The 25,091-nt window shown below is 68.2% G+C and carries 28 protein-coding genes, 1 tRNA gene and 1 pseudogene; 18 read left to right on the plus strand and 12 right to left on the minus strand.

Going from position 1 to position 25,091, the window contains the following annotated elements:
• Positions 1-45 precede the first annotated feature (45 nt).
• The gene (locus EPL04_RS17890; protein WP_134672545.1) at positions 46-546 is read left to right on the plus strand and encodes a DUF5797 family protein; all 501 of its coding nucleotides are present in this window, start codon (positions 46-48) and stop codon (positions 544-546) included.
• Here EPL04_RS17890 and EPL04_RS17895 read toward each other — a convergent pair.
• Both EPL04_RS17895 and EPL04_RS17900 read right to left on the minus strand, forming a co-directional pair.
• Positions 543-1,595, minus strand: coding sequence for a DUF5787 family protein (locus EPL04_RS17895; protein ID WP_134672546.1), 1,053 nt, complete (start codon positions 1,593-1,595; stop codon positions 543-545). The genes EPL04_RS17890 and EPL04_RS17895 overlap by 4 nt on opposite strands.
• A 115-nt stretch (positions 1,596-1,710) precedes the next feature.
• The gene (locus EPL04_RS17900; protein ID WP_134672547.1) at positions 1,711-2,148 is read right to left on the minus strand and encodes a bis(5'-nucleosyl)-tetraphosphatase; all 438 of its coding nucleotides are present in this window, start codon (positions 2,146-2,148) and stop codon (positions 1,711-1,713) included.
• A 129-nt stretch (positions 2,149-2,277) separates the two neighbouring features.
• On the opposite strand from EPL04_RS17900, the gene EPL04_RS17905 reads away from it, so the two are divergent.
• From EPL04_RS17905 to EPL04_RS17915, 3 genes are all read left to right on the plus strand, one after another.
• On the plus strand, positions 2,278-2,604 hold the full coding sequence (locus EPL04_RS17905) for an uS10/mL48 family ribosomal protein (RefSeq protein ID WP_134672548.1): 327 nt from the start codon (positions 2,278-2,280) through the stop codon (positions 2,602-2,604).
• 68 nt (positions 2,605-2,672) lie between these two features.
• On the plus strand, positions 2,673-3,809 hold the full coding sequence (gene folP / locus EPL04_RS17910; RefSeq protein WP_134672549.1) for a dihydropteroate synthase: 1,137 nt from the start codon (positions 2,673-2,675) through the stop codon (positions 3,807-3,809).
• 105 nt (positions 3,810-3,914) lie between these two features.
• Positions 3,915-4,601 (plus strand): 6-hydroxymethylpterin diphosphokinase MptE-like protein, encoded by a 687-nt coding sequence (locus EPL04_RS17915; protein ID WP_134672550.1) that lies wholly within the window; start codon positions 3,915-3,917, stop codon positions 4,599-4,601.
• Between the two features lie 70 nt (positions 4,602-4,671).
• Here the strand turns inward: EPL04_RS17915 and EPL04_RS17920 are convergent, their stop codons facing one another.
• Positions 4,672-5,643 carry a quinone oxidoreductase family protein gene (locus tag EPL04_RS17920; RefSeq protein WP_134672551.1) on the minus strand — a complete coding sequence of 324 codons (972 nt, stop codon included), beginning with the start codon at positions 5,641-5,643 and terminating at the stop codon, positions 4,672-4,674.
• 56 nt (positions 5,644-5,699) lie between these two features.
• Positions 5,700-5,882: pseudogene (locus tag EPL04_RS17925) on the minus strand (HVO_2922 family protein); the annotation flags it as partial.
• A gap of 157 nt (positions 5,883-6,039) precedes the next feature.
• On the opposite strand from EPL04_RS17925, the gene EPL04_RS17930 reads away from it, so the two are divergent.
• Positions 6,040-7,050: a DMT family transporter gene (locus EPL04_RS17930; protein ID WP_134672553.1), complete on the plus strand. Its 1,011-nt coding sequence runs from the start codon at positions 6,040-6,042 to the stop codon at positions 7,048-7,050.
• A 1-nt stretch (position 7,051) separates the two neighbouring features.
• Here the strand turns inward: EPL04_RS17930 and EPL04_RS17935 are convergent, their stop codons facing one another.
• On the minus strand, positions 7,052-8,056 hold the full coding sequence (locus tag EPL04_RS17935) for a TIGR04024 family LLM class F420-dependent oxidoreductase (protein WP_134672554.1): 1,005 nt from the start codon (positions 8,054-8,056) through the stop codon (positions 7,052-7,054).
• A 200-nt stretch (positions 8,057-8,256) separates the two neighbouring features.
• On the opposite strand from EPL04_RS17935, the gene EPL04_RS17940 reads away from it, so the two are divergent.
• From EPL04_RS17940 to EPL04_RS17950, 3 genes are all read left to right on the plus strand, one after another.
• On the plus strand, positions 8,257-9,348 hold the full coding sequence (locus tag EPL04_RS17940; RefSeq protein WP_134672555.1) for a putative sulfate/molybdate transporter: 1,092 nt from the start codon (positions 8,257-8,259) through the stop codon (positions 9,346-9,348).
• A gap of 40 nt (positions 9,349-9,388) precedes the next feature.
• A complete protein-coding gene (locus EPL04_RS17945) occupies positions 9,389-10,789 on the plus strand; it encodes a cryptochrome/photolyase family protein (RefSeq protein WP_134672556.1) in 1,401 nt (466 codons plus the stop codon).
• Between the two features lie 67 nt (positions 10,790-10,856).
• Positions 10,857-11,246: a DUF7344 domain-containing protein gene (locus EPL04_RS17950; protein ID WP_209019667.1), complete on the plus strand. Its 390-nt coding sequence runs from the start codon at positions 10,857-10,859 to the stop codon at positions 11,244-11,246.
• 24 nt (positions 11,247-11,270) lie between these two features.
• On the opposite strand, the gene EPL04_RS17955 is transcribed toward EPL04_RS17950, so the two are convergent.
• On the minus strand, positions 11,271-11,753 hold the full coding sequence (locus EPL04_RS17955) for a peroxiredoxin family protein (RefSeq protein WP_134672557.1): 483 nt from the start codon (positions 11,751-11,753) through the stop codon (positions 11,271-11,273).
• A gap of 165 nt (positions 11,754-11,918) precedes the next feature.
• Here EPL04_RS17955 and EPL04_RS17960 point away from each other — a divergent pair, with 165 nt between their 5' ends.
• Together EPL04_RS17960 and sod are read left to right on the plus strand one after the other, a co-directional pair.
• Positions 11,919-12,551 carry a superoxide dismutase gene (locus EPL04_RS17960; protein ID WP_134672558.1) on the plus strand — a complete coding sequence of 211 codons (633 nt, stop codon included), beginning with the start codon at positions 11,919-11,921 and terminating at the stop codon, positions 12,549-12,551.
• A 220-nt stretch (positions 12,552-12,771) separates the two neighbouring features.
• Positions 12,772-13,383 (plus strand): superoxide dismutase, encoded by a 612-nt coding sequence (gene sod / locus EPL04_RS17965; protein ID WP_134672559.1) that lies wholly within the window; start codon positions 12,772-12,774, stop codon positions 13,381-13,383.
• Positions 13,384-13,478: 95 nt separating this feature from the next.
• Here sod and EPL04_RS17970 read toward each other — a convergent pair whose 3' ends face one another.
• Entirely contained in the window at positions 13,479-13,910 is a 432-nt protein-coding gene (locus EPL04_RS17970; protein ID WP_134672560.1) for a DUF7522 family protein, read from the minus strand.
• Positions 13,911-14,013: 103 nt separating this feature from the next.
• On the opposite strand from EPL04_RS17970, the gene EPL04_RS17975 reads away from it, so the two are divergent.
• Together EPL04_RS17975 and EPL04_RS17980 are read left to right on the plus strand one after the other, a co-directional pair.
• A complete protein-coding gene (locus EPL04_RS17975) occupies positions 14,014-14,292 on the plus strand; it encodes a DUF5827 family protein (protein WP_134672561.1) in 279 nt (92 codons plus the stop codon).
• The gene (locus EPL04_RS17980) at positions 14,289-15,092 is read left to right on the plus strand and encodes an ATPase (protein ID WP_134672562.1); all 804 of its coding nucleotides are present in this window, start codon (positions 14,289-14,291) and stop codon (positions 15,090-15,092) included. The genes EPL04_RS17975 and EPL04_RS17980 overlap by 4 nt, the downstream gene beginning before the upstream one ends.
• Here the strand turns inward: EPL04_RS17980 and EPL04_RS17985 are convergent.
• Both EPL04_RS17985 and EPL04_RS17990 read right to left on the minus strand, forming a co-directional pair.
• Positions 15,089-15,517: a Rieske (2Fe-2S) protein gene (locus tag EPL04_RS17985; protein ID WP_134672563.1), complete on the minus strand. Its 429-nt coding sequence runs from the start codon at positions 15,515-15,517 to the stop codon at positions 15,089-15,091. The two genes, EPL04_RS17980 and EPL04_RS17985, sit on opposite strands and share 4 nt — an antisense overlap.
• 71 nt (positions 15,518-15,588) lie before the next feature.
• Positions 15,589-16,167 (minus strand): MBL fold metallo-hydrolase, encoded by a 579-nt coding sequence (locus EPL04_RS17990; protein ID WP_134672564.1) that lies wholly within the window; start codon positions 16,165-16,167, stop codon positions 15,589-15,591.
• A gap of 98 nt (positions 16,168-16,265) precedes the next feature.
• Between EPL04_RS17990 and thyX the strand changes: the two genes are divergently transcribed.
• Positions 16,266-17,009: an FAD-dependent thymidylate synthase gene (thyX, locus tag EPL04_RS17995; RefSeq protein ID WP_134672565.1), complete on the plus strand. Its 744-nt coding sequence runs from the start codon at positions 16,266-16,268 to the stop codon at positions 17,007-17,009.
• A 7-nt stretch (positions 17,010-17,016) separates the two neighbouring features.
• Here the strand turns inward: thyX and EPL04_RS18000 are convergent, their stop codons facing one another.
• Entirely contained in the window at positions 17,017-17,502 is a 486-nt protein-coding gene (locus EPL04_RS18000) for an Lrp/AsnC family transcriptional regulator (protein WP_134672566.1), read from the minus strand.
• Positions 17,503-17,707: 205 nt separating this feature from the next.
• Here EPL04_RS18000 and EPL04_RS18005 point away from each other — a divergent pair, with 205 nt between their 5' ends.
• The 4 genes from EPL04_RS18005 (at position 17,708) to EPL04_RS18020 (ending at position 21,458) form a co-directional block, all read left to right on the plus strand.
• Positions 17,708-18,697 carry a DMT family transporter gene (locus EPL04_RS18005; RefSeq protein ID WP_134672567.1) on the plus strand — a complete coding sequence of 330 codons (990 nt, stop codon included), beginning with the start codon at positions 17,708-17,710 and terminating at the stop codon, positions 18,695-18,697.
• 134 nt (positions 18,698-18,831) lie between these two features.
• Positions 18,832-19,974 (plus strand): metal-dependent hydrolase family protein, encoded by a 1,143-nt coding sequence (locus tag EPL04_RS18010; RefSeq protein WP_134672586.1) that lies wholly within the window; start codon positions 18,832-18,834, stop codon positions 19,972-19,974.
• A gap of 51 nt (positions 19,975-20,025) precedes the next feature.
• Complete coding sequence (locus EPL04_RS18015) at positions 20,026-21,201, plus strand: helix-turn-helix transcriptional regulator (protein ID WP_134672568.1); 1,176 nt, start codon at positions 20,026-20,028, stop codon at positions 21,199-21,201.
• Between the two features lie 182 nt (positions 21,202-21,383).
• Positions 21,384-21,458 (plus strand) — tRNA-Glu (locus tag EPL04_RS18020).
• A gap of 360 nt (positions 21,459-21,818) precedes the next feature.
• On the opposite strand, the gene EPL04_RS18025 is transcribed toward EPL04_RS18020, so the two are convergent.
• Positions 21,819-22,517, minus strand: a complete 699-nt coding sequence (locus tag EPL04_RS18025) for a cupin domain-containing protein (RefSeq protein ID WP_134672569.1) — start codon at positions 22,515-22,517, stop codon at positions 21,819-21,821.
• Between the two features lie 377 nt (positions 22,518-22,894).
• Here EPL04_RS18025 and EPL04_RS18030 point away from each other — a divergent pair, with 377 nt between their 5' ends.
• The gene (locus EPL04_RS18030) at positions 22,895-24,247 is read left to right on the plus strand and encodes an APC family permease (RefSeq protein ID WP_134672570.1); all 1,353 of its coding nucleotides are present in this window, start codon (positions 22,895-22,897) and stop codon (positions 24,245-24,247) included.
• An 86-nt stretch (positions 24,248-24,333) separates the two neighbouring features.
• On the opposite strand, the gene EPL04_RS18035 is transcribed toward EPL04_RS18030, so the two are convergent.
• On the minus strand, positions 24,334-24,960 hold the full coding sequence (locus EPL04_RS18035) for a class I SAM-dependent methyltransferase (protein ID WP_134672571.1): 627 nt from the start codon (positions 24,958-24,960) through the stop codon (positions 24,334-24,336).
• Between the last annotated feature and the right edge of the window lie 131 nt (positions 24,961-25,091).

The following is a 25,091-nucleotide window of genomic DNA, read 5'->3' on the forward strand; positions in this document are numbered from 1 at the left end:
TCCCTTCCGGAAAGCGGAAATATCACCCCGCCGTAGCGCCGACCGATGACTCTCTCGGAGGAGGCCCGCGAGCGGCTCGCCGATTTGGTGGAGCTACAGCCGACGAAGAACGCCGAGCTACAGGACCGCTGGGGTCTCGAAAGCGGGAGCGAGGTCCACGGCTACCTCGAAGACGAGCTCAAAGAGTACTACTACCGCGACGACAACAGCCTCATCCGGGCGACCGCCGAGGCCGCCGACCTCGTCGACGTCGAGCCCGGGGTCGAGAGCGACGAGGAAGGCGGGGTCCCCGACGTGATCCGAGTGCCTCGGCTCCAACAGCAGGTGTTCGAGGTCGTCGCGGGTCCCGACGAGGACTCGGAGAGCGTGGTGTCGGTGTTGAACAAGCTCCGGGAGGCGTTCGACGTCGACCCCGAGGCCGAAGACGTCCGGAGCGCGCTCCAGAGCCTCCGGCGAAAGGGGGTCGTGGAAGTCGTCTATCGGACCGTGCCGACGTTCCGGCTGGCGGTCGAGCGCGACGCGGTCGCCGTCGAGCGCTCGGATTAATCCGGGCGCTCGCGCTCGCGTCGCCGTCCGAGTAGTCGCCGAACCCCCTTTCCCGGGCCGCCCTCGATCGGCCAGCCGCCGGTCCGCCACTGGGGCGGCTCCGGGGAGAACTCCGGACACGACCCCGAACAGGCCGCCCCGGTCTGGTGACAGTCGTTCGCCCCGCAGTAGGGCAACAGCGCCCGGCCGTCGCGTCTGAGCTCGAAGTGCCGACAGTCCGGGCGCATCGTGTCGGCGAACGACCGCCACCCCGTCTCGTAGGCGCGCTCGGCGATTTCCAGCCGCTTGTCGGCCTTCCACTCGGGGTCGGCGTACTCGAAGGTCGCCGCCGAGGCGTCGTACTCGCCGCCCTCGGGACGGTCGAGGATCCGGGTGCCGGGCGCGTCGGCGTCCAGCGACCGGGGAAACCACTCGACGCTCGCCCGCGTCTGCGCGTCGCCCTCGGCGTCGACGGTCAGGATGCCCGCCTCGACCGGGACGCCCTCCAAGAGCGCGGGCTCGACGCGCTCGCCGGTCGCGCGGGTCGCCACCCACACCTCGTCGGCGAGCGACAGCGCCACGTCGTACTCAAGTTGAGAGCCCAGAGCGCGGGCCGCGCTCGCGTCGAGGTCGGGCTTGTTCTCGATCGCGACGATCCGGTCGACCCAGTCGGGGTAGGCCCACTTCCGGCGGATCTGGAGCCGGTTTCCCGACTTGCGGGTGTCCAGAATCCCGCGGTCGGCGGCGCGGTGGATCGCCTCCCGGACGTAGCGCCACGGGTAGCCGGGGTCGGCCAGCGCCTCGCGGTACCACGCCCACTCGGCCGGGGCGTCCCTGAGGACCGCGAGCAGGTCCGAGTCGAGGCGCTCGGGGCCGAAGTTCCGGCGCCGGGCGAGCCCCTCGGGATCGACCTCGACGACGATGGTGTCCCACCGGCGGCGTCTGGTCCCGAGCTGGCGGGCGACGAGCGCGGGACGCGCCGTCGACTCGCTCGGGGGCCACTCGCGTTCGGCCCACCGGCAGGTCCGCAACTCGAAGACGAACTCGGGGTCGGCGTCCGCGTCGGTCACGGTGGCGGTTGGCGTCGGGGCGGCCTAAGTGGTTCGGAACCCGGGGACGCTCCGGGCGCGAGTTCCGAGCGCGGCTGACGCTTCGAGGGCGTCGGCCCTTCGGGGCGACGACGACTCAGATGTCGCCGTTCTCCTCCTTCTCGTTGAGGAACTCGTGGGCGTCTTCGAGGATCTCGCGGGGGCCGTCCTGCGTGATCGTGTTGATCGCCTGATCGTAGTCGCGCCACTGGTGGTCTCGATGCTCGTGGGAGAGCTCGGCGCTCGCCTCGTAGGACTTGGCGACGAACAGGTGGACCGTCTTGTGGATGGTGTCGCCGTTGGCCTCGAAGACGTAGTCGTAGTCGTCGCGAAAGCCGTCGAGCAGTCGGAAATCCTGGATGCCCGACTCCTCTTTGACTTCCCTGATCGCGGTCTGCTGTAGCTCTTCGTCTCCCTCGACGCCGCCCTTGGGGAACTCCCAGTCTCCCGGTCGGCTCTTCAGGAGGAGGTATTCGCGTCGACCGCGGGTGTCCCGGTAGAGGATCGCACCCGCGCTCGTGGCTTGAACCGTCATTTGATGGGTTCTATACGGCGGTGCGTTAAGAGAATGTCGGAGACCCGCGCAGTCGAGGAGGTCCGCGAACCGAGAGCAGTCGATTTACGTACCTCGACGCTGAAGGGGACGGACACCCAGCACCCAGCCATGACCTTCGTAACCAGAATCCGACTCCAGAGCGGGAATCGCCCCGCGCTGGAGCACGTCGTCGACGAGATTCGCACGAAAGCAGAACGAAAGGGCGCCGAGCTCCGCGGCCCCCACTCGGCCCCGCCGACCGACCTCACGGTCCCCCTGTACAAGACGACCGACGGCGACCAGTCTCGCCACTTCGGCTCGTGGGACTACACCGTCTACACTCGCCAGCTCGAGATCGTGGGTCACAACGACCTCGCACGGCGGGTGGCCGAGTTCGACTTCCCCGAGGGCGTCCACGTCGAGGTCGAACTCGAACAGATCGAGCAGATGGCCTGAGCCGGCCCCGTCCCCGGCTCCGGCTCCGAAGCGACTCTCTTATTGTCTCTCGGCCGACCGTACCCCACATGCAGAACGTCTCCGCCGCGGGGCTGGGCATCGGCGACGACCACCCGCCCCGGATCATGGGCGTGTTGAACGTCAGCGCCGAGTCGCCGTACGACCCGAGCGTCTACGACGACCCCGGCGAGGCCGCGGCGTACGTCGACACCGAGCTCATCGACGAGGGCGCAGACATCGTCGACGTGGGGCTCGAATCGGCGAACAAGCGCTTCGAGGTCCTCTCGGCCGACCAGGAGCTCGACCGGCTCGACACCGCGATCGAAACCATCGAGAGCGTCTCTGGCGACGCGGTGTTTTCGATCGAGACGCGCTACGCCGAGGTCGCCGACGAGGCCCTCTCGCGGGGCTTCGACATGGTCAACGACATCTGTGGCTTCGCCGACCCCGAGATGCCCGCTGTCTGTCGCGAGCGCGACGCCGCGGTGGTGAAGATGGCGAGCCCGCCCGATCTGGAGCGGCCCGGGGCGGTCGAGAAGCCCGACGACATCTACGACGCCCTCGAACGGGGCGGGCTGACCGACAAGACCGTCGTCGACCCGGCGTTCGGCGGCTGGTCGGAGGCCAAGACGCTCGAAGACGACCGCGAGACGTTCCGCCGGCTCCGGGAGTTTCGCGGGCTCGACCGACCGATCCTCGTCTCGATCAACCGCAAGAACTTCCTCCGGGAGCTCGCGGGTCGCACGACCGAGGCGGCGCTACCGGTCTCGCTGGCGGCGACCGCGATGGCGGTCGAGCGTGGCGCCCACGTCGTCCGGACCCACGACGTGGCCGAGACCGCCGACGCCGCGAAGATCGGGTCGGCGTTCGCCCGCGACCGCGTCCGGGACACCGGCGTCGGCGTCGAGGAACTCGATGTGACGACCGCGGGCGAGGCGTCTCGGCACCTCCACCGCGTCGGCGCCGACGAGTCGGTCGCCGAGCGCGTCCCGGTCCGCGTCTTCGAACTGACCGGGCTCGCCGACGCCGACCGGGACGCGCTCGCGGCGGCCGCGGCCGACGCGGGCGTCGCGTTCGCGCCCGGCGACGCCGGCTGTATTCTGGCGGGGTCGCCGGCCGATCTCGACCGGCTTCGAACCCTCTCTACGGGCGGCTCGGACCGTCTCGACGCCGTCTTCGATGCTGTCAGCGAGGCCGAACGCTAAGAGAAAACTTATGCCGGGCGAAAAACAACCCCCGGTGGGAAGCCGGAAGGGCGTCCGCGGGTAGGGGTACTTGCAGACGAACTTCCGGCTCAGACGGTTCTGACAATGCACTACGACACCTGGAGCCCCGTCTATCGGGAGTTACTCGACGACTTGGGCTACGACCGGGCGGGCGACGAGCGGGCCCGCGATCGGCTCGCGGAGTTGACCGAGCCGTTCGACTGCGAACTGCTCGACGTCGACGGCGACCGAGTCGCCGTAGCTGGGGCGGGCCCCTCGCTGTCCGACGAACTCGACCGGGCCCGCGAGGCCGACGCGGTGGTCGCCGCCTCCTCGGCCGCCGACGTCCTCCGGGCGGCCGGCGTCGGGGTCGACTGCGTGGTCACCGACCTCGACAAGACCCCCGAAACCGCCCGCGAGCTCGCCGCCGAAGGCGTCCCCGTGGCGGTTCACGCCCACGGCGACAACGTCTCGGCGGTCGAGACGTGGGTCCCGCGGTTCGACGCCGAGGCCGTGCTGGCGACGACGCAGGCCGAGCCGGTCGGCCACGTCCGGAACTTCGGGGGTTTCACCGACGGCGACCGGGCGGCGTTCCTCGCTGACCACCTCGGGGCGGCCGAGCTCGCGTTCGTCGGCTGGGACTTCGACGATCCGTCGGTGAGCGCCGAGAAAGCCGAAAAGCTCGAGTGGGCCGCCCGCCTGCTCCGCTGGCTGGAGCGCCGACGCGGCGAGTCGTTCGCGGTGCTCGACGGCCGGCGCGCCGAGCTGGACGTGAGCGATTTCCCGGCGTAGCTGGCCGAGAAAAGTCGTGAGACGGTCGCTGGTCGAATCGAGCGCGAGCGATCGTTCGTCCGCCGCGGTCTCAGGGAGTCAACACGACCTTCCCGACGGTCTCGCGGCTCTCGATGGCCTCGTGGGCGGCCGCGGCGTCCGTCAGATCGAAGCTGTCGCCGACCACGACCTCCAGATCGCCGGCGGCAAGCAGTTTCTGGAGTTCGGGCACCGACTGGAGGACGCGCTCGGGAGTCCGTTCGAGCGCGTTGCCGAGGTGGAACCCCCGGACCGACTTGTTCTCGAACAGGAGGTCGGTGGTGTCGACCTGTCCGGGGACGCCGCTGGCGGCGCCGTACGTCACGATCCGGCCGAAGTGCGCGAGCGCGTCGACGCTCCGAGAGAACGCGTCGCCGCCGACGCCGTCGAGGACGAGGTCGACGCCCGCGCCGTCTGTCTCCTCGGCCACGACCTCGCGGAGGTCGGTCGTCTCGTAGTTGATCGGGTGGTCACAGCCCAGCCCCTCTGCGAGTTCGAGCTTCTCGCCGGTGCTCGCGGTGCCGAACACGGTCGCGTCGGCCGCGGCCGCGAGCTGGACCGCCGCGGTGCCGACCCCGCCGGCCGCGGCGTGGACGAGCACGTTCTCGCCGGCCTCCAGCCCGCCCCACTCGTGGAGGACCGCGTGGGCCGTCAGGAACTGCACCGGGAAGCCCGCGGCGGCCTCGAACTCCATCGACTCGGGCACCTCGAACAGCGAATCGGCGTCGGCGAGCGCGTACTCGGCGTACCCGCCGACGCCGGTCATCGCGACCACGCGGTCGCCCTCGGCGGCGTCGGCGCCCTCCCCGACCGCGTCGACGGTGCCGGCGGCCTCCATCCCGGGGACGAACGGCGGCGTCGGCCCGCCCTTGTAGTGGCCGCGCCGTTGCATGATGTCCGCGAAGTTGATGCCGGCGGCCTCGACGTCGATCCGGACCTGTCCCGCGTCGGGCTCGGGCGTCTCGGCGTCGATCACTTCGAGCGCGTCGCTATCGCCGAACTCCGTGACTTGGATCGCGTTCACCTCCGGTGGTTCGGCCGGCGGGCGGATAAGTGGCGTGCCCGAGGCAGGACGGGGCGCTACTCGAGGGTCTCGACCCCGGCGTCCGGGGCGTTCTGTTTCACGCTCCGGAGGCCCTGTTCGGCCTTCTGTTTCGAGGCGTACCCCTCGCCGGAGTCGGCGATGATGTTCCCGTTGTCGTGGACGAGTCGCCACCGCCACTCGTCGGTCTCGTCTCGGTACAGTTCGAAGGTGGCGTTGCTCATGGGTCGTCGGCCGAAGGCTCGGAGTCGCGATACAAAAGCGTTCCCCGCCGTCGACCGCGAGCGCGGATCTCGGCCGCGCCAGTCCGTGACGCGGTATCGCGGTTCCGGCAAGCCTCAAGGCGACGTGGCCACTACGAACGTTTCTCTGAACACGATGTGGAACACGACGCTTCGATCTCACTCTGCGGTCGGTCTGTTCGTCGGTCTCGCGGCCGTCTGGGGCACCGCGTATCTCGCGATTCAGGTCGGCCTCCGGTCGATCCCGCCGATCACCTTCGCCGCGCTCCGCTACGACGTCGCCGGGCTGGTGTTGCTCGCGGCGACCGCCGGGCTCGCGCTCCGCACCGGGAGTCGGTGGCGCCCTCGAACGCGCGAGGAGTGGGCACTGGTCGGGACGGGCGGACTGCTCGTCGTCGGCGTCCACTTCGCGCTGTTGTTCGCGGGCCAACAGTACGTCTCGGGCGGGGTCGGCTCGATCGTGATGAGCCTCTCGCCCGTCCTGACGCCGGCGTTCGCGCTGGCGCTGTTGCCCGACGAGCGCCCGGACCGCCGGCAGGTCGTCGGCGTGGCGCTCGGACTCCTCGGCGTGGTCGTCGTCGCCCGTCCGGACCCCTCGGGCGGCCAGACCGCCCTCGGCGTGGGGCTGATGGTCCTCTCGGCGGCGAGCTTCGCGCTCGGCTCGGTACTCACCCGCCGGTACGACAGCGGGCTCTCGCTGATAGCCGCCCAGGCGTGGACGATGCTGATCGGCGCGGCGTTTCTCGACCTGCTCGTGGTCGGACTCCCCGGCGAGTCGTTCCGCGCGGTCGCGCCGACGCCGACCGCGCTCGCGGCGCTCGCGTACCTCTCGATCGTCGCGAGCGTCGGGGGCTTTCTCGCGTACTTCCGACTGCTCGACCTGTTCGGACCCAACGAGGCGAGCCTCGTCAACTACGCGGTCCCGATGTTCGCCGCCCTCGGCGAGTGGCTCGCGCTCGGTCGCGCGCTCGCGCCGCCGACCGTCGTCGGGTTCGGGATCATCCTCGCCGGGTTCGGCGCGGTGAAGTGGCGGACGCTCCGCCGGGCGACGACCCCGACGCCCGACCGGCCCGCCGCCAGAGCACAGGCCGCGGACGCCGGCGCCGTGATGGTCCGGGAGAACGTCTACTACCGGGACGTCGAGTAGGCTACGCCTCGGGCGCGAGCGCGTCGAGGGTCGCTTCGACCTCCTCGGGCTCGGCCCCGCGCGGGAACGACACCGCCAGCCGGTCGACGCCGTCGATCGCTTCGAACTTCTCGAGCTGTGCGCGGGCCTCCTCGGGCGTCCCGACCGCGCCGAGGTCTTCGAGCAGGTCGTCGTCGATCGCCGCGAGCGCGGCCTCCTGATCGCCGTTGCCCCACGCCGCCGCGACCTCGTTCGCGGTCTCCTCGTAGCCCTGTCGGGCGAGCGCGTTCCGGTAGAACGTCCCCATCGCGCCGACGTAAAACGAGAGGTGCTGGCGGGCGAGCCGGCGAGCCCGCTCGCCGTCTTCCGAGACACAGCAGGTCAGCGAGACGGTCGTCCGCACCGCTTCGGGATCCCGGTCGCCGAGCTCGGCGCCCCGCCGGAGGTCTTCGATCCGGTCGCGCAGGCCGTCGGGGGTGAGCATCAGCGCGTGCCAGCCGTCGGCGAACCGGCCCGCGAGCTCGACCGACTTCGGGCCCATCCCCGCGGCGTCGATCGCCACCGGGGTCTCGGGCGGATCACACCGGAGTCGGAACCCGCCGAGGGTGAACACGTCGCCGTCGTAGTCGACCTGCTCGCCCGACAGCACCGCCCGGATCACGTCGAGGTACTCGCGGGTCCGCCGGAGCGGGCGGTCGAACTCGGCGCCGTGCCAGCCCTCGATGACCGCCGGCCCCGAGGGGCCGATTCCGAGCCGGAGCCGGCCGTCCGAGAGCTCCTGGAGCGTGGCGGCGGTCTGGCCCACCAGCGCCGGCGACCGCGAGTAGACGTTGAGGATCGACGGCCCGATGCCGACGGTGTCGGTGCGTTCGGCGATGGCCGAGAGGACGGTCGCGGCGTCCCGGCCCCACGTCTCGGGGAGCCAGACCCGTCGGTAGCCGAGGTCTTCGGCGCGCTGGGCGTAGCCGACGATGTCGGAGATGTTCGGCTGGGCGGCCACCGGCAAGTGGACGGTTCGGTCGGTCATAGGAGCCACCACGGACCCCGCCACCATAGTTCCGGTGTCAACTCCGCGACCGACAAACGGCGTTTATCGCGTCCGGGGTTTGCCCTCGGGTGCTCGCGACCCCGTCGATCAGGCGAAACCGGTACTCATTACGCTTTCGGTCGATGCGCGCTCTCTCCGTTTCCCGGTAAACCTTTTAGAGTTACACCCAACGACACAGTATGGACTTCTCGGTCGCGACCGCGCGAGCCCGGCGGCTCTCGCTGTCGACCGGCGAGATCACCGGCGCGGTCGGCGACTCGGTGACCGTCCTGCCGGTGGTGGTCGCGGTCGCGGCGCTGACCGAGCTCCGGCTCCCGGTGCTCCTGCTGTGGTTCGGCGCGTTCCAGATCGTCTGGGGACTGTGGTATGGCTCGCCGGTGTCGGTCGAGCCGATGAAGGCGCTGGCGGCGCTGGTGATCGCCGGATCGCTGACCGTCCCGGAACTCGCGACCGCCGGGCTCCTCTCGGGGGGCGTGCTCCTCGCGTTCGGGGCCGCTGGCGCGCTGGGCGCGCTCGCCGAGCGGGTCGACGACGCGGTGATCCGGGGCGTGCAGGTCGCGGTCGCGCTCGTGCTCGCCCGGACCGGGCTCGAACTCGGGGCGGGCGCCCCGACGGTCGCGCTGGGAGCCGCGGCGGCGGGCCTCGCGGTCGCGGCGGTCGGCTACCCCCGGGCGAGCGCGCTGGTCGTTCTCGCGCTCGGCGCCGGAGTCGCGGGCGCCGCGACCGGACTGCCGTCGGTCGCGATCCCCGACGTTCGTCCGAGTATCGCGCTCGCGCCCACCGCCGACGCGCTCGCGGCGACCGGCGCCCAGTTGGCGATGACCGTCGGGAACGCGGCGGTCGCGACCTCGCTCCTCCTCGAGGACCTCTACGACGCCGACGTCTCGCCCGACGAGCTGTCGGCGAGCATGGGCGCGATGAACCTCCTCGCGGTACCCCTCGGCGGACTCCCGATGTGCCACGGGAGCGGCGGCGTCGCCGGGAAGTACGCGTTCGGAGCCCGGACCGCGGGAGCGAACCTCGTGCTCGGCGCGCTCTACGTCGGCGCGGCGCTTGGCGCGGCCGAGGTGGTCGCCGCCTTCCCGCTGGCCGCGCTCGGCGTAGTGTTGGTCATCGTCGCGGCCCAGCTCGGCCGCTCGGGGCTCCGGACCGACTCGCCGGGGCTGACCGTCGGCGTCGGGATCCTCGGGGCGGCGACGAACGTCGGGCTGGCGTTCGCGGTCGGGATCGTCGCGTCGGTCGCGCTCGGGCGGGTCCGCTCGGGCGCGTGAGACCGGCCCTTTGACAATCCGGCGGTCCTTCGCTTCGGGCATGAACGTCCACTGGCACCGTCGGGACCTCCGCGTCGCCGACAACCGCGCGCTCGCTGAGGCGGCGGCCGACGACGCGGTCCTGCCGGTCTTCGTCCTCGATCCGGGCGTCCTCGATCACGCGGGCCCGCCCCGGGTCGCGTTCCTGCTCGACGCGCTCGAATCGCTCCGCGAGGCGTACCGCGGACTCGGCGGGGACCTCCTCGTGGTCCGGGGCGACCCCCGCGAGGAGCTCCCTCGGATCGCACGCGAACGCGACGCAGAGGCCGTCTACTGGAATCGAGACTACTCGGGGCTGGCCCGCGAGCGCGACAGCGCAGTCCGGCTCGCGCTCGACGACGCCGGCGTCTCGCGGGGCGCATACCACGACGAGCTCCTCCACGAGCCGGGGTCGATCCGAACCAACAAGGGCGAGCACTACTCGGTGTTTTCGTACTTCTGGAAGAAGTGGGCAGACCGCGAGAAAGACCGCCCGATCGACGCGCCCACGGCGGGCCGGATCGTCGACCCCGGAGACGCCTCCCCGATCCCGACGCTCGACGATCTCGGCGTCGAGGCGCCGGCCGCCGAGATCCCGCCGGCCGGGACAGAGTCGGCCTGCGAGCGGCTCCGGGCCTTTTGCGAGGACCCGATCTTCCGGTACGACGAGTCCCGCGACGACCCCGCGGCCGACGCGACCTCCCGTCTCTCGGTCCAGCTCAAGTACGGCACGCTCGGCGTCCGCGAGGTCTGGGCGACGGTCGCCGACGCCGCCGAGCGCGCCGATGGCGACGAGGCCGACGCGGTCGAGGAGTACCAGCGCCAACTCGCGTGGCGGGAGTTCTACGCCCACGTCCTCGCGGCCCGGCCCGACGTGGTGACCGAAGACTACCGCGGGTACGACAACCCCGTCGAGTGGCGCGACGACCCCGAGGCCCTGCAGGCGTGGAAGGACGGCCGGACTGGCTATCCGATCGTCGACGCCGGGATGCGCCAGCTCCGGGCGGAGGCGTGGATGCACAACCGCCTGCGGATGGTCGTCGCCTCGTTTCTCACCAAGGACTTGCTGATCGACTGGCGGGCGGGCTACGACTGGTTCCGCGAGAAGCTGGTGGACCACGACACCGCCAACGACACCGGCGGCTGGCAGTGGGCGGCTTCGACCGGAACGGACGCCCAGCCGTACTTCCGGGTGTTCAACCCGATGACGCAGGGCGAGCGCCACGACCCCGACGCCGAGTACATCAAGCGCTACGTCCCCGAGCTCCGGGACGCGCCCGCCGACGAGATCCACTCGTGGCACGAGCTTTCAGACGCCGAGCGCGACCGGATCGCGCCGGCGTATCCCGCGCCGATCGTCGACCACGCCGACCGCCGCGAGCGCGCCATCGAGATGTTCGAACGCGCCCGCGGAGAGGACTGAGACGCGAGAGTCGGCCGTGTGAACCTCCGACACACTTTACTGCCCACTCGTTTCATTATTCGAGAGCATGTCTGACGATGGGTTCGGTTCGGGGGCCGACGAAGAGAAACCGACCGTCAGCGACGGCGGGACGTCGCTTCTGAGCCGCGTCTTCGGGGCGCTCGCCGAACCGCGACGCCGGTACGTCCTCTACTACCTGCGCGAACACGGCCGGGCTAGAGTCGACGACCTCGCGATCCAGATCGGGGCGTGGGAGCGCGACGTTGCGACGGCCGAACTCTCTGTCGACGACGTCGAGCAGATCACGCTCGAACTCGTTCACACTCACCTCCCCAAGCTCGAAGACGCGGGTCTGGTCGGATACGATCGCCGGACCGAAACCGTGAGCTACGACTATCCGCCGTCGCTGCTCGACGAGGCGCTCGACATCGCGGCCATGATCGAAGACCACCCGTGACCGCCCGGCGGCGACACCGTCCGACTACTCGCCGAACGGGTTCTCGAAGTCCCCCCGGATGAAGTACCGAACCCAGTTGCCGTGCGTGCGGTCGGCGGGGTCGTCTGCGATCTGTTCGTACCTCACGGTGGCGTCGGTGTCGACGACGTACGTGCCGGCGACCGCGGTCAGGCCGTGGTCGGTCTGTTCGGTGCCGCTGTACTGGTCGGCGACCGACCCGTCGGGGTCCGCGAGCAACTGGAAGTTGTAGCCAAAGCGGTCGCGCATCTCGACCAGTTTCGGACGCGGGCTCGTCACCACCGGCAGGACGTCGACGCCCTCGTTGAAGTGGAGGTCCTCGTAGACCCGGCTGAACGTCGCGAGCTGTTCGGCACAGAAGCTACACCAGTGGCCGCGGTTGACGAGCACGACCGTCGGGCCGTCGTCGAGGGTCTCGCCGAGCGAGACCTCGCCGCCGGACGTGCTTTCGAGCGTGAAATCGGGCGCGGTAGTGCCTTCGAGAGACATGGACCGATAGACGGCGCCCCGATCAAAGGCGCTTGTGCCCGCGGCCGCGCTCGCCGGGGCGGTCCCGGCGTCCAACGAGTGTCCGAGAACCCGCATATCGGGGTTTCGACCACTGGGTCAACGCTTAACACCGGCCCCGTTGAGCGACTCGACGGGGGAGATACTGTGAGTACCTACGAGCTTCCGGAGCTACCGTACGACTACGACGCGCTCGAACCGGTCATCGACGAGCGCATCATGGAACTGCACCACGACAAGCACCATCAGGGGTACGTCGACGGGGCGAACGCCGCGCTCGAGGCGCTCGACGGGATGCGCGAGCGCGACGAGTTCGGCGACACCCGCGCGGTCAAGCGCAGTCTCGCGTTCAACCTCTCGGGCCACGTCAATCACACCGTCTTCTGGCAGAACATGTCGCCCGACGGCGGCGGCGAGCCCGGGGGCGAACTCGCCGACGCGTTCGAGGACCACTTCGGCGGCTACGACGGCTTCAAACGGGACTTCTCGGCGGCCGCCAAGAACGTCGAGGGGTCGGGCTGGGGGATGCTCGTCTACGACCACATCGCCGACAAGCCGATGGTCGCGGCCGCGGAGAACCACCAGAACCAGCACCCGCAGGGCGCGACGCCCCTGCTCGTTCTCGACGTGTGGGAGCACGCCTACTACCTCCAGTACGAGAACAACCGCGGCGACTACGTCGAGAACTTCTGGGACGTCGTCGACTGGGACGACGTCGAACGGCGCTACCAGCAGGCGCGGGACGCCGACGCGATCCCGGTCCACACCGGTTCCGAGTAACGGCGACTCCGCGGCGGGTCGTGCCTCGGCCGTCACCCCGATTGTGGGGGCCGACCAGACGTATCTGAATTCTTACTTTAATCGAGTTCACCACTCGACGGTGAAACGGTCGCGTTCGAGGCTCAAATCCAGAATTAGGGGCGTCCTAGAGGCGTGGTACCAAACGACTACTCAACCTTTAAGAGCGAGAAGTGACATATATAGGTTGGAGGTAATATTCATGCCCGAGCAATCCAATCCCGAGCTGCCACCGCTTCCGTACGACTACGACGCGCTCGAACCGCACATCTCCGAGCAGGTGCTGACCTGGCATCACGACACCCACCATCAGGGGTACGTAAACGGCCTCGACAGCGCCGAGCAGACGCTGGCGGAGAACCGCGAGAGCGGCGACTTCGACGGCACCGCCGGCGCGCTGGGCGACGTGACCCACAACGGATCGGGTCACTACCTGCACACGCTGTTCTGGGAGAACATGGACCCGAACGGCGGCGGCGAGCCCGAGGGCGACCTGCGCGACCGCATCGAGGAGGACTTTGGCTCCTACAAGGGCTGGAAGGGCGAGTTCGAGACCGCAGCGAGCGCCGCGGGCGGCTGGGCGCTCCTCGTCTACGACCCCGTCGCCAAGCAACTCCGTAACGTCGCGGTCGACAAGCACGACCAGGGCGCGCTCTGGGGATCGCACCCGATCCTGGCGCTCGACGTGTGGGAACACTCCTACTACTACGACTACGGTCCGGACCGCGGCGACTTCGTGAGCAACTTCTTCGAGGTCGTCGACTGGGACGCCGTGGCCGAGCAGTACGAGACCACCGTCGGCAACCACGAGTAGCGTCGACTCCGCACATTTCTTTCGCGCCTACCCGACAGCCGCAGGTGTCCTGAAATCCCCCCGCGACCGCTTCGCACCGTCGCGGTGGTCGCCGACTACCCCGGCAGGAACGACTCGACCGCGTAGTCGCCGACCACCGACTGGATGTCCCGATACAGCGCGCCGAAGTCGTAGCCGATGTCGCGCCGGTCGAAGCTGGCGAACACGCCGATCTTCTCCTCGTCGACCGACAGGAACGTCCGGAACTGCTCGAAGCCGTCGAACCCCCGGACGGTGTACTCGTAGTCGGCGTAGTGGAGGTCGCCGTAGGTGTCGCGGGTCACGAAGCCGTAGCGTTCGTTGTCCACGTACCGCTCGACGTCGAACCCGGCGAGCTTCTCGGAGACGTCCTCGCGGAGGAACAGCGACTCGTGGTCCGTCCGATCGAACAGCCAGACGTCACGGAGCGCGCCGCCCCCGAACGTCTCGAACGTCTCGACAAGGGCGGTTTTCGCCTCGCACCGGCTTGCCCCGTCAGATGTTGGCATGTGAGAAGCAGTTTGTTAACAACCACGGATAAAAATTGAGGTTCGGCGCCGACCGAACCGAGAAGACGAACGATTTACCCGGCGGTCGACCGTATCGCCTGCCATGCCCAGACCGAAGTCCGCGTTCGACGAGCTGTATCCCTGCGACTTCTACGAGCCCGACGAACTGCTGGAGCCCGATCAGATGTACACCGTCTACGAGATCGCACGCCTCCTTCAGGAGCTCGACACCGACGCCGAGCTCGAACCCGAGACCGAGAGCGTCCTGCTCGACTGGGCCATCCCGTGGGTCGTCGACAACGCGGCCGATCTGGTCGTCGCCGAGCCCGACCGCGACGACGAGCCGGGCTACTACGGGCTGAAGACCGACGACGAGCGATGAGGCTGTTGGTCGCCGGCGCCGACCGGGTCGACGCCGGCAAGACCACGTTCACGACCGGACTGGTCGACCGACTCGACGGGGTGGGGTTCAAGCCCCGCGCCGGCAACGACTACTGGTTCGACCACGACGACTACCGACGCGCGGTCGCGGCGGGCCGACTCTACGGGAAGGACGCCCGGCGGCTCGCGGCGGCGAGTCGCGGGGACTTCGACCCCGAGGAGCTCAATCCTGTTCACAGGCTCTGGCGGCCGGCGCCGGGGCCGGCGACCGGACTGATCGGCGGCGCCGACCGACGGTTCGTGCTGGATCGGGTCGGCGAGTCGTTCGTCGTCAACGCCGAGGCCGACCTGCCCGAGGCCGCCCGCGAGGCGCTCGCGCTCGACGACGCGCCCCGAGTCGAGACGGTCGCGGAGCTGAACGAGATCGCGACGAAGCGCCACTTTCCGACGCTGGCGGCGTTCGCCGACCGGGTTCGCGCGGCCGAGCGCGCGGTCGTCGAGTCGTACGGCGACGTGGCGCTCCCGATCCGGGACCTGTCGGTCGACGCGGTGGCGGTCGTCGAGCCCGGCCGGATGGCCGCCTACGACGGCGACCGGTTCCTGAAGGCCTGCGAGGTCGCCGGCGGGACGCCCCGCGAGGGCCGACTCGAAGTCCACACCGGCGAGGTGACCGACCTCGCCGACCCGAAGGCGACCGCGACCCTTCCGGCGCTCGCCGACGACGACCGCCGGGACCCCCGAGCGGTCGCGCGGGCGTACGAGGCCGCCTACGACGAGCTGGTGGCGGTCGCGACCGACTAGAATCCGATGTGGGAGGTCGAGTCCGGCTCGTCGTCGCCGTCGGTTCCGGCCCCGTCCTCGATGGCCCCTTCGTGGTCGAACTCGTAGCCGCGGTCCGCGAGGTAGACGTCGCCGCCCTCGACCGCGAGTTCGACCGAGACCAGCGTGGTGTCGGCCGCGTCGCCGTTGTCGCAGTACCCCGAGCAGGCGTCGAACATCGAGCCGTGTCTCGGGCAGATGATCTGGCCGTCGCGCATCGGGGCACCGGTCCCGCGGTCGAGCCGCTGGGCCTCGTGGGTACAGCGGTTGAGCCACGCCTCGACGCCGTCTTCGCAGGGCACGACGACGACCTCTTCGGGTTCGCCGTACCGGTCTCGGGCTGTGAACAGCCACGACCCCTCCTCGTGGACCGTCTCGACGCTCGTGAGTCGCGTTCGCTCGGACACGGGTGGAGTGGTGGCCGCCCGAACAGTGAACCTTTCGACGACTCGCCGGCCCCTCCTGGGGACTCGACCGCTCACCCCATCCGGGCGGCCTGGCCCGCCATCTCGATGTCGCGGGCGGGGTCGGTCGTCACGCTCGGGCCGTGGCCGGTGTGCATCTCCGCGAGGTGGCCGTCGACGCGCTGGCTCAGCCGGTCGATGCTCTCGATCAGCCGCCCGCGATCGCCCTCTTCGAGGTCGGTTCGGCCGAAGCTCCCGTTCTGGAAGACGAGATCGCCCGCGAACAGCACGCCCGCCCCGGCCGAGTAGAAACAGAGGTGGTCGTTCTTGTGCCCCGGCGTGTGGAGCGCGACGTAACCGTCGTCGCCGAGTCGGACCGTCTCCTCGTCGCCGATGGCGTTGTCGACGCCCGGTTGGTCGGCGTCGAAGCCCCACGCCTCGACGCCGAACGCGTCTTTGACCGAGTCGAGGTTGCCGACGTGGTCCGAGTGAGTGTGGGTGAGAACGACGGCGTCGAGGTCGGCCTCGCGTTCGTCGAGCGTTCCGACGGCGTCGAAGTTCGCACCCGTATCGACCAACACCGTCCGGTCGCCCTCGACGAGAAACGCGTTGCTCGTGAACGCCTGCACGCCGCGTGCGATGTTCGTTATCATGGTCGACCGTACGGACGGGCGCGGTTTGTGCGTATCGCTACCGGTCGAGACGACGATGTCGCGTGGGTTTATGTAGGCCTGCGGTACTCCCCACACGTATGGAAGTCCGCCTGCTCGAAGCGACCGAGGACCCGGAGGAGGTCATCTGTACCGCGGCGCGAAACGACTACATGGAGGCGTTCGTCGGCGATCGGTCGTTCGAAGAGGTCATGGCGACCATCGAGGGCGACGATATCGAGGCGAAAAAAGAGACGCTCATCGGCCACCTGCTCAAGCAGGGCCACTTCGGCCCGTTCGAGCACGCGCAGGCCACCTTCGCGGTCAAGGGGATCAGCCGGTCGTGCATGGCCCAGATCACCCGCCACCGCCACGCGTCGTTCGACGTCCGGAGCATGCGGTACGTCTCGTTCGACGACGTCGACCCCGAGGACGTGGCGGAGGGCGAACTCGTGGTCACGCCCCCGTCGGCGACCGATCCCGACTGGATCGGCCGGAATCAGAAGACCGGCTCGGTCGACGAGGAGACCGTCGAGGAACGCGAGGCGATCTTCCGGGAGTCGGTCGAGCGCTCGGTCGAGGACTATCAGGAACTGCTCGATCTGGGGATGCCGCCCGAGGACGCCCGGTTCGTCCTCCCGATCGGGACCGAGGTCAACATGGTGTTCTCGGTGAACGCTCGGATGCTGATGCACGTCGCCGACATGCGGGCGGCGGCCGACGCCCAGTGGGAGATTCGAGAGATGACCGAACGGATGCTCGATCTCGCGGCCGAGTGGTGCCCCCTCACCTTCGAGTACTACGAGGAGAACATGAAAAACCGGAAGAACCGCCTCGCGCCCTGATCGCCGCCTACTCGTCGGCCAACTCCTCGATCAGGCTCTCTAAACTGTAACTCCGGAGCGGGCGCTCGTCGTCCCGGAGCGACGAGATGACGAACGTCGAGTTCGTCCGCTCGACGCCCTCGATGGCCTCGAACTCGCTGATGAGTCGCTCGACGGCGTCGCTGTCGGGGAGTCGCGCGACGAGGATGAAGTCGGTCTCGCCCATCGTGAAGTACGCCTGCGTGACTCCCTCGACTTCGAGGAGTCGGTCGCCGAACTCCTCGTAGGGACCCTCGTAGTCCGCCAGCACCTCCACGAGCACGGTCACGCCGAGGCCCGCCGCTTCGAGGTCGATGTCGTAGAGGTCGTTTTCGATCACGCCCTCTTCCCGGAGGTTGGTCAGCCGGTAGTGGATCGTCGACACCGGGATGTCGGTCTCCTCGCTGAGCTGTTCGGGGCTCCCGGTACCCAGGTCCGCGATGGCCTTCAGAATGGTGACGTCGCGCTCGTCCATTTTCGTGGCACTTCGGTCGTCCGCCTAATTAACACCGGCGTTCGACCGTCACCGACCCCCAGTTCCGTCTTTTGACGTGTCCGCGACCGCGCATAGTAGCCAGAAACGCGCAAATATTACTTCTATATCTAGGGTCAGTTCGAGTATTTTGAGAGTCTTTGTAGAAAGGTTTAACTCTACCGCGCTATTTCGTGCTACCAGAACCATGTTATCGGACGATATTTGGCGTTTTGTCTCGCGCACCCCGGTGCTGTTCGTGCTCGTCGCAACCCTCTGGGGCGGCTCGTTCGTCGCCATCGAAGTCGGACTCCACTACTTCCCGCCGCTGTTGTTCGCCGGCGTTCGCTACTCGATCGCGGGCGCGATCATCCTCGGCTACGCGGTGTTCGCCGCCGATCGGTGGCGGCCCGCGGGCCGCGACGAGTGGCTCTCGATCGGCGTGGTCGGCGCGTTCATCATCGCGGGCCACCACGCGTTCGTCTACATCGGCGAACTGTACGTCTCGGGCGCGATCGCGTCGATCGTGATCAGCCTCTCGCCGGTCCTGACCGCGGTGTTCGCGTCGCTCGTCCTCGGCCGGCGGCTGTCGACGACCGAGATAGTCGGCTTCGTGATCGGGCTCGTCGGCGTGCTGATCGTCGCGGACTTCGACCCGACGAACGCCGCCTCGGCGAGCGCGGTCGGCGTCGGACTCGTGTTCGTCTCGGTGGTCTGCTTCGCGCTCGGGGGCGTGTTGCTCCGGCCGCTCCGGACCGACCTCCCGGTGTCGTCGCTTCAGGGCTGGGGCATGGTCAGCGGGTCCGGGGTGCTGTACGCCGTCGGCGGACTCCGGGGCGAGACGTTCGCCGCGGTGGCGTGGACCTCGACCGCGATCGCGTCGCTGACCTATCTCACCCTGCTCTCTGGCGTGGTCGCGTTCCTCGTCTACTTCGCGCTGCTCGACCGGGTCGGGCCGACCCAGCTCAACCTCGTCGGCTACCTCGAACCCGTGATGGCGACGCTGTTCGGGTGGCTGTTGCTCGGCGACCTGATCGACGGGACCACGGCGGCGGGCTTCGGGGCGATCTTCCTCGGGTTCGCGCTGGTGAAACGCCGGGCGCTCGTCGACGTCGTCCGATCGGCACTCGACACCGACGACGCCGACGAGTCGGCCTCGTGGTCCGAGCGGAACGCCGTCGCTCCGGCCGACGACTGAGGCGTCGGTCCGGGCGACGCCGCCGGGCGCCGAGTCGATTTCTGTGGCGATTTTCTTTGTCTCGTCGTCCCTGATCGGCCGCCGGGGGTTCCGGGACCCGGACGTTTAGGATGTGTCGGGACAACTACTCGCACATGCTGGCACTCCGAGGCGGGACAGTCGTAGACGCGGACGGCACTCGAAAAGCGGACGTCGCCGTCGAGGACGGCGAGATCGCGGCGGTCGGGGACGTGCCCGACGCTGACGAGGAGATCGACGCGACCGGACAGTTCGTCGCGCCCGGACTCGTCGACGCCCACGTCCACCTCACCCTCGACGGCCGGCCGGATCCGGGGTCGGCGCGCGGGGCCTCCGAAGCGACGCTCGCCTACCGGGCCGCCAACAACCTCGAGGGCGCGCTCGACGGCGGCGTGACGACGGTTCGAGACCTCGGGGCGGCGGCGTCGGTCGCGCTCGACGCCGCCGACGCCGTCGAGTCGGGCGTGCTCGACGGGCCCCGGGTCCTCGCCTGCGGCCAGAGCGTGGTGATGACCGGCGGCCACGGCCACTGGCACGCCCGCGAGGCCGACGGCGTCGCCGAGGTACGGAAGGCGACTCGCGAGCAACTCAAGCGGGGTGCGGACGTCGTGAAGACGATGGCGACCGGCGGGGTCCTCACCGAGGGCGCGCTGACGGGCGCCCCGGAACTCACCGAGGAGGAGCTGTCGGCGCTCGTCGAGACGGCCGCGGCCAAGCGCGTGCCGACGGCGGCCCACGCTCACGGCGCGGCGGGCATCAAGAACGCGACCCGGGCGGGTATCACCAGCGTCGAACACGGCACCTTCATGGACCGGGAAGCGGCCGAGCTGATGGCCGATCGGGGCACCTACTGGGTCCCGACCGCGAAGGCGCTCCACGGCATCGTCGACGCCGGGACCGAAGCCGGGATCCCCGAGTTCGCGGTTCGGAAGGCCGAAGAAGCGGCCGAGGCGTTCGACCACGCGATCGAGGCGGGCGTCCCGATCGCCATGGGAACCGACGCCGGCACGCCGTTCAACCACCTCGCCGACGCCCCGGAGGAGTTGGCGTTGATGGTCGACCACGGCCTCTCGCCGGCGGCGGCTCTGGAGGCGGCGACGGTCAACGCCGCCGACCTGCTGGGTCTCGACGGCGAGGTCGGGCGGGTAATCGAAGGCTACCGGGCGGACCTCCTGATTCTCGACGGGGACCCGCTCGACGACGCGACCGCGTGGCAATCGCCAGCACGCGTCGTGGCCGATGGCACCGTCGTCCGGTGACAGCCCCACGTCAAAAGGTCTTTTATACCGGGCAATGGAGGAATAACGTGCATGAGACGGCTGCTGGCTGTCGGCCTCGTAGTCGTGTTACTCGTCGGAGCGGTGCCCGCGGCGGCGTTCGCGGGCGGGCCGTCCGCAAGCTCGCCGACCGCCGAGCCACAGCGGCTCGGCGTCGGCGACGACTTCGACGACGTCACGTTCCACATCACGGTGTACGGCAACGGCACCGCCAAGTGGACGTTCACCTACCAGCAGACGCTCAACGAGACCGAAAAAGACGAGTTCGAGGCGTTCGCCGAGGAGTTCAACAACAACTCGACCGCACTCTACGACGGCTTCCGAGGGCAGGCCAAGGACCTCGCGAGCGCCGGCCAGAACCGGACGAACCGGACGATGGACGCCGAGCGCTTCTCGAAAGAGGCCCGCGTCGGCGGGATCGTCAACGAGAATCGGGGGATCGTCCAGATGTCGTTCCACTGGACCTCCTTCGCGGTCGCCGACGGCGCTGACGTGGTCATCGGGGACGTGTTTCAGGACGGGCTGTATCTGGGTCCGAACCAGTCGCTGGTCGTCCACGCGGGCCCCGAACTCCGGTTCACCGCTGTCGATCCGAACGCCACCGTCTCTGACGGCACGCTGGCCCAGTCCGAATCGGTGACCTGGGAGGGCCGACGCGACTTCAACGACGAGCGCCCGCGCGTTCGATTCGAGCCGGTCCCCGTGACTACGACGGCCGCCGAGACGACCCGCTCTGGCGGCGCGGCCGGCCCGAACGCGACGACCACCGCCGTCGCCCAACAGCCCGGGGAAACCGGATCGCCGCTGGCGCTGTTCGTCGCGGCCGTCGTCGTCCTGCTCGGGCTCGCGGCGGCGTTCGCGTGGCGACAGGGCGATTTCGGCTCGTTCGCGGACCGCGGCGACGACCCCGGCGGGACAGCCGGCTCGGCCGCCGCCAATCCCGACTCGGGCTCGCCCGCCCCGTCGGTCAGCGACGAGGAACTGCTGACCGACGAGGCCCGGGTCAAGAAGCTGTTAGACGAGAACGGGGGCCGGATGAAACAGGTCAACATCGTCGACGAGACCGGGTGGTCGAAATCGAAGGTGAGCATGCTACTCTCCGAGATGGAGGAAGACGGCGAGATCAGCAAGCTCCGGGTCGGTCGCGAGAACATCATCAGCCTCGAAGGCCACGAGCCCGACGCGGCCGGCTCGCCGCTCGAAGAGTGACCCTCGGGCCTGTTTTCTGAGTAATGCCCGCGTGCGTTTGTATACCGACCGTTACCGTCGGGAATTCCCAGTCGTGAACTGTTCACGCCGGGCCGGATCCGTGTGGAACCGGGACACGGCGGCACGAAAACGCAACTGTTAAACGGTCCGTCCGACTACGATTGAGTGCAGAGGCGACGCACGCTCCGTTGGTGTAGTCCGGCCAATCATCTTGCCCTCTCACGGCAAGGACCAGGGTTCAAATCCCTGACGGAGCACTCCTTCCTGCCGCCGTTCGACCTTCTAACAGTGCGTATTTCACCACCTATGTGTGATCGAAGACAGCCATCCGAGAATCGCACACAATCCGAGTCGTCTCTACTCGTTTAGACGCAGTAGCGCGGCCCGCCTCTCGGATCTGAAGCGGAGAGAGAGAGAAACGACGTTCCGGATCTCCCGTACCACTGACGATACCCCGAGAGTCGCGTCGTCTCCCTTCGTCTATCCCTCGAATACCAGTAGTTGAAAACGCGATTTCTTTATTCAGTGTGAGAGATGAAACAGCCGGTCAGTACAGCTCAAAGACTGAATGCCCCGTGCCACCGAGAGACGGCTTACGCCGGCGTCCCGATGGCCTCTTAGATGTCCGGCTGCTCGACATTCGATTCCCAGAAGTAGTCTCGTAAGTATCGGTCGTCCATCGCACTACGCCCGGTCAATCGCGCGACTCGACAGACAGAAGCCCAGAGTAGCTGTTGAACGATCTTCGGCGCGATAGTAATCCGTGTTTCCTCCTTGACGTACTCGGCCAGCAACAGCCCTTGGACGAAATCAGGTTCTCCGTATCCGTCGTCAGTACCGAAGTATCCCTCGTGGTCGAGCCCCGCAGTCATGTATTGGGTGTCGATCGTCTTCTTCCACGGTACTTCTACCTCGAATGCGACAAAATCGTCGGTATCGTTCTGAAAGTAGTGTGGGTCTCCCGGTTCGACGGTGAGTTCTTCACCGGTAGCGAGGTGTCGAGGGCTGTCATCAACGACGACAGTCAGTTCGCCTTTGACCGATCGAAAGACCTCTGTGCTCTCCATATGTACGTGGGCCGGCAGTGTCGTGGCCTCCGGACTCAACCAGACGAGCATGGCGGGAGTCTCTTTCTCGCTTGATTCTGGGTACCGCAGTATCGTCGACCACATTCCCATACCCGGACTTGATGCGAGTGCATGAGGAGACTCTGAAAACAGTTCTATAGCCCGTCCTTCCGGGTCAATTTCGAGAGCGGGCCCTTCGGTCGGCTCACCGGTGTCATCGAGTGGCCGGCCTGTAGTCTGAGATACCATACTGTTATTTGTAATTCTATTCACATGTGTCTGTCGGAAAGCTTCTCCTGACTCCGCATTCTCACGTACCGATTCAGCCGCCTCATTTTCAGCGCCTGCTCTGAATAAAGAAATTGCGCTAATAACTACTGATACGGGCGGGGTTTTCGCGCCGAAACGAAACCTATCGGGGAATATGCGAGCCACGGCGCTCCGTGGGTATTCGAGGCGCCACCTACTTGTGCCCGCGTATTTTATCCGTTTTAGAAGATAGCTGTACAGTGAGAGACCAACTCGCGCGCCGAGTTACCGAACGGTAAGCCGCCCCTCGAAGAATCGCCCGGAGCGCCAACAGTAATCGAACACCGACTTCGGAGACCGTCCGACCGACTCGACTCATGGATCTGAACGCTCTCAAAGGGGTGGTAGAGCGCACTCGCGACGGCCAACTCGGGCTACCGGAGGTCGTAGCCATGGGCGTCGGCGGGATGGTCTCGGGAGGCATCTACGCCGCCCTCGGTGTCGCGATGCAACAGGCCGGCAACGCCGTCGCGCTCTCGTATCTGATCGCGGGAATCATCACGTTGCTCACCGCGTACTCGTATCTCAAACTGACCTTCCACTTCGGGGAACACGCCGGGGCGTTCACGTTCGTCGAACACGTCGTCGACAGCCCGACGATCGCCGCGTACACCGGGTGGGTGTTAGTCGTCGGCTACGTCGGCGTCATGGCGATGTACGCATTCGCGTTCGGCGCGTACGCCCTCACCGCCGCGCGGGCCGTCGTCGGGATCGAACTACCGCGAGTCCTCCGCCCCGTCGTTTCGGTCGGGATCGTCGGCCTCTTCGTGGGATTGAACCTCTCGGGCGTCCGCGAAACCGGCCTGTTCGAGGACGTCGCGGTCTACCTCAAGATCGTAATCCTGCTCTCGCTCGCCGCGCTCGGAATCGCCTTCTTCCGGGGCGATCCCACTGCAGTCGACTTCTTCGACGAGGGGTATCTGAGCCCGATCACCGGATTCGCGATCATCTTCGTCTCTTACGAGGGGTTCCAGTTGCTGATCTACGAGTACGAAGAAATCCGGAACGTCGAGCGGACTCTCCCGATCGGGATGTATCTCGCCATCCTGATCGCGATCGCGATCTACGTCGCGGTGTCGTTCATGGCGACCCTCCAACTGAGGCCCGAACAGCTCGTCGCACACGAGGAGACCGCGCTCGCGGCGGCCGTCTCGAACATCCCGCTCCTCGGGACTGCCGGGTTCGCGCTCGTGATCCTGTCCGCGATGAAAAGCACGTCGTCGGGGATCAACGCGACGCTCTTTGGCGCCTCGCGGCTCGCTCACGAGATCGCGACCGAGGGTGCGATCCCGCGACTCTTCTCGTTTCGGAACCGGGAGGGCATCCCCGTCTACTCGCTTGTCCTCATGGGCGGGCTGACCGCCGCCTTCGCCGCGCTCGGGACGCTCAAGCAGATCACCGAGTTCGGGTCGGTCGCGTTCTTGCTCGCCGACGCGGTGACCAATTTCGTGAACCTCCGGCTCGCGGACGAGACGGGATCGAATCGCCTGTTCCCCGCGCTCGGTCTCGTCGGGACGACCGCGGCGATTCCGATCGTCCTCTATCACCTCTATCGGACCGACGTCGAGATCCTGTTCGGAATCGCGGGCATCTTTCTCACGCTCTTTTTGTTCGAGGCGCTCTACATCGAGCGCAGTCCGTTCGAGCCCGATGTCGACGACGAGCGATGACGCCGACGCTCGTCGAGGCCCGCACCCACTCCGCGATCACCGCTCGACGTTGGCCGCCGTGTCGGACCCGGCGACACCGCCCGCGGTCAGTCGCCGGTCTCACACTCGAAGGGGTCGACTCGCGGGTACGACTGGCGCTGGCCCGTCGAGTTGCGCGCGACGAGTCGGACGACCGCGCCCGAGCGACCGTCCGCCCGCGTTTCGGTGCGCTCGTCGTAGTAGAGCACCGTGAGGTCGAGACAGTCCCGGAGGAGCTCGTTGGCCCCGTACCGGTAGCGGTCGCCGCTCGGTCCCGACCGGAGGTCCTCGGACGACCGGAGGTGGTGCTGGACGAACAGCGCGCCGCCCGGGGCGAGCGCGGCCTTGATGTCGGGAAACCGGTCGACCGCACGATAGAAGCTGATCGCGATGACGTCGTAAGTCGACTCCGGAAACGCGTAGGTCGGCACGTCGGCTCGAATCCACTCGGTCCGGTCGGCGACGCCGCGGTCGATCGCGTTCTGACGGGCAATCTGCAGTCCCTCGCGGGACCTGTCGATGCCGTCGACCCGATAGCCCGCCTCGGCGAGAAACACCGCGTTGCGGCCCGTCCCGGTCGCCACGTCGAGCGCGCGGCCGTCGGGAAACGAGTCGACGTACCTGCGAAGCACCGGCGACGGATCGGGATTTCGGGGGTAGTCGCCGTCCCGGAACCGCTCGTCCCAACTCGGCATCGTTCGATCACCCGCTCCGGGACGGTCCGGTCGGTCTCGCGGTGTCGGTGTCGGTCGGGCCCGGTTCGTCGAAGGCGAGCGTCGAGACCGGCTCACTGCCGATCGGGGCGGTTTGGCGCGGGGGACGGTGC

The sequence above is a fragment of the Halorussus marinus genome, from assembly GCF_004521895.1.
GTDB classification, from domain to species: Archaea; Halobacteriota; Halobacteria; order Halobacteriales; family Haladaptataceae; genus Halorussus; species Halorussus marinus.

Coding starts and splice junctions, on each gene's coding strand:
- EPL04_RS17890 (WP_134672545.1), top strand. CDS start 46: ATGACTCTCTCGGAGGAGGCCCGCGAGCGGCTCGCCGATTTGGTGGAG.
- EPL04_RS17900 (WP_134672547.1), bottom strand. CDS start 2,148: ATGACGGTTCAAGCCACGAGCGCGGGTGCGATCCTCTACCGGGACACC.
- EPL04_RS17905 (WP_134672548.1), top strand. CDS start 2,278: ATGACCTTCGTAACCAGAATCCGACTCCAGAGCGGGAATCGCCCCGCG.
- folP (WP_134672549.1), top strand. CDS start 2,673: ATGCAGAACGTCTCCGCCGCGGGGCTGGGCATCGGCGACGACCACCCG.
- EPL04_RS17915 (WP_134672550.1), top strand. CDS start 3,915: ATGCACTACGACACCTGGAGCCCCGTCTATCGGGAGTTACTCGACGAC.
- EPL04_RS17930 (WP_134672553.1), top strand. CDS start 6,040: ATGTGGAACACGACGCTTCGATCTCACTCTGCGGTCGGTCTGTTCGTC.
- EPL04_RS17935 (WP_134672554.1), bottom strand. CDS start 8,056: ATGACCGACCGAACCGTCCACTTGCCGGTGGCCGCCCAGCCGAACATC.
- EPL04_RS17940 (WP_134672555.1), top strand. CDS start 8,257: ATGGACTTCTCGGTCGCGACCGCGCGAGCCCGGCGGCTCTCGCTGTCG.
- EPL04_RS17945 (WP_134672556.1), top strand. CDS start 9,389: ATGAACGTCCACTGGCACCGTCGGGACCTCCGCGTCGCCGACAACCGC.
- EPL04_RS17950 (WP_209019667.1), top strand. CDS start 10,857: ATGTCTGACGATGGGTTCGGTTCGGGGGCCGACGAAGAGAAACCGACC.
- EPL04_RS17955 (WP_134672557.1), bottom strand. CDS start 11,753: ATGTCTCTCGAAGGCACTACCGCGCCCGATTTCACGCTCGAAAGCACG.
- sod (WP_134672559.1), top strand. CDS start 12,772: ATGCCCGAGCAATCCAATCCCGAGCTGCCACCGCTTCCGTACGACTAC.
- EPL04_RS17970 (WP_134672560.1), bottom strand. CDS start 13,910: ATGCCAACATCTGACGGGGCAAGCCGGTGCGAGGCGAAAACCGCCCTT.
- EPL04_RS17975 (WP_134672561.1), top strand. CDS start 14,014: ATGCCCAGACCGAAGTCCGCGTTCGACGAGCTGTATCCCTGCGACTTC.
- EPL04_RS17980 (WP_134672562.1), top strand. CDS start 14,289: ATGAGGCTGTTGGTCGCCGGCGCCGACCGGGTCGACGCCGGCAAGACC.
- EPL04_RS17990 (WP_134672564.1), bottom strand. CDS start 16,167: ATGATAACGAACATCGCACGCGGCGTGCAGGCGTTCACGAGCAACGCG.
- thyX (WP_134672565.1), top strand. CDS start 16,266: ATGGAAGTCCGCCTGCTCGAAGCGACCGAGGACCCGGAGGAGGTCATC.
- EPL04_RS18000 (WP_134672566.1), bottom strand. CDS start 17,502: ATGGACGAGCGCGACGTCACCATTCTGAAGGCCATCGCGGACCTGGGT.
- EPL04_RS18005 (WP_134672567.1), top strand. CDS start 17,708: ATGTTATCGGACGATATTTGGCGTTTTGTCTCGCGCACCCCGGTGCTG.
- EPL04_RS18010 (WP_134672586.1), top strand. CDS start 18,832: ATGCTGGCACTCCGAGGCGGGACAGTCGTAGACGCGGACGGCACTCGA.
- EPL04_RS18015 (WP_134672568.1), top strand. CDS start 20,026: ATGAGACGGCTGCTGGCTGTCGGCCTCGTAGTCGTGTTACTCGTCGGA.
- EPL04_RS18025 (WP_134672569.1), bottom strand. CDS start 22,517: ATGGTATCTCAGACTACAGGCCGGCCACTCGATGACACCGGTGAGCCG.
- EPL04_RS18030 (WP_134672570.1), top strand. CDS start 22,895: ATGGATCTGAACGCTCTCAAAGGGGTGGTAGAGCGCACTCGCGACGGC.
- EPL04_RS18035 (WP_134672571.1), bottom strand. CDS start 24,960: ATGCCGAGTTGGGACGAGCGGTTCCGGGACGGCGACTACCCCCGAAAT.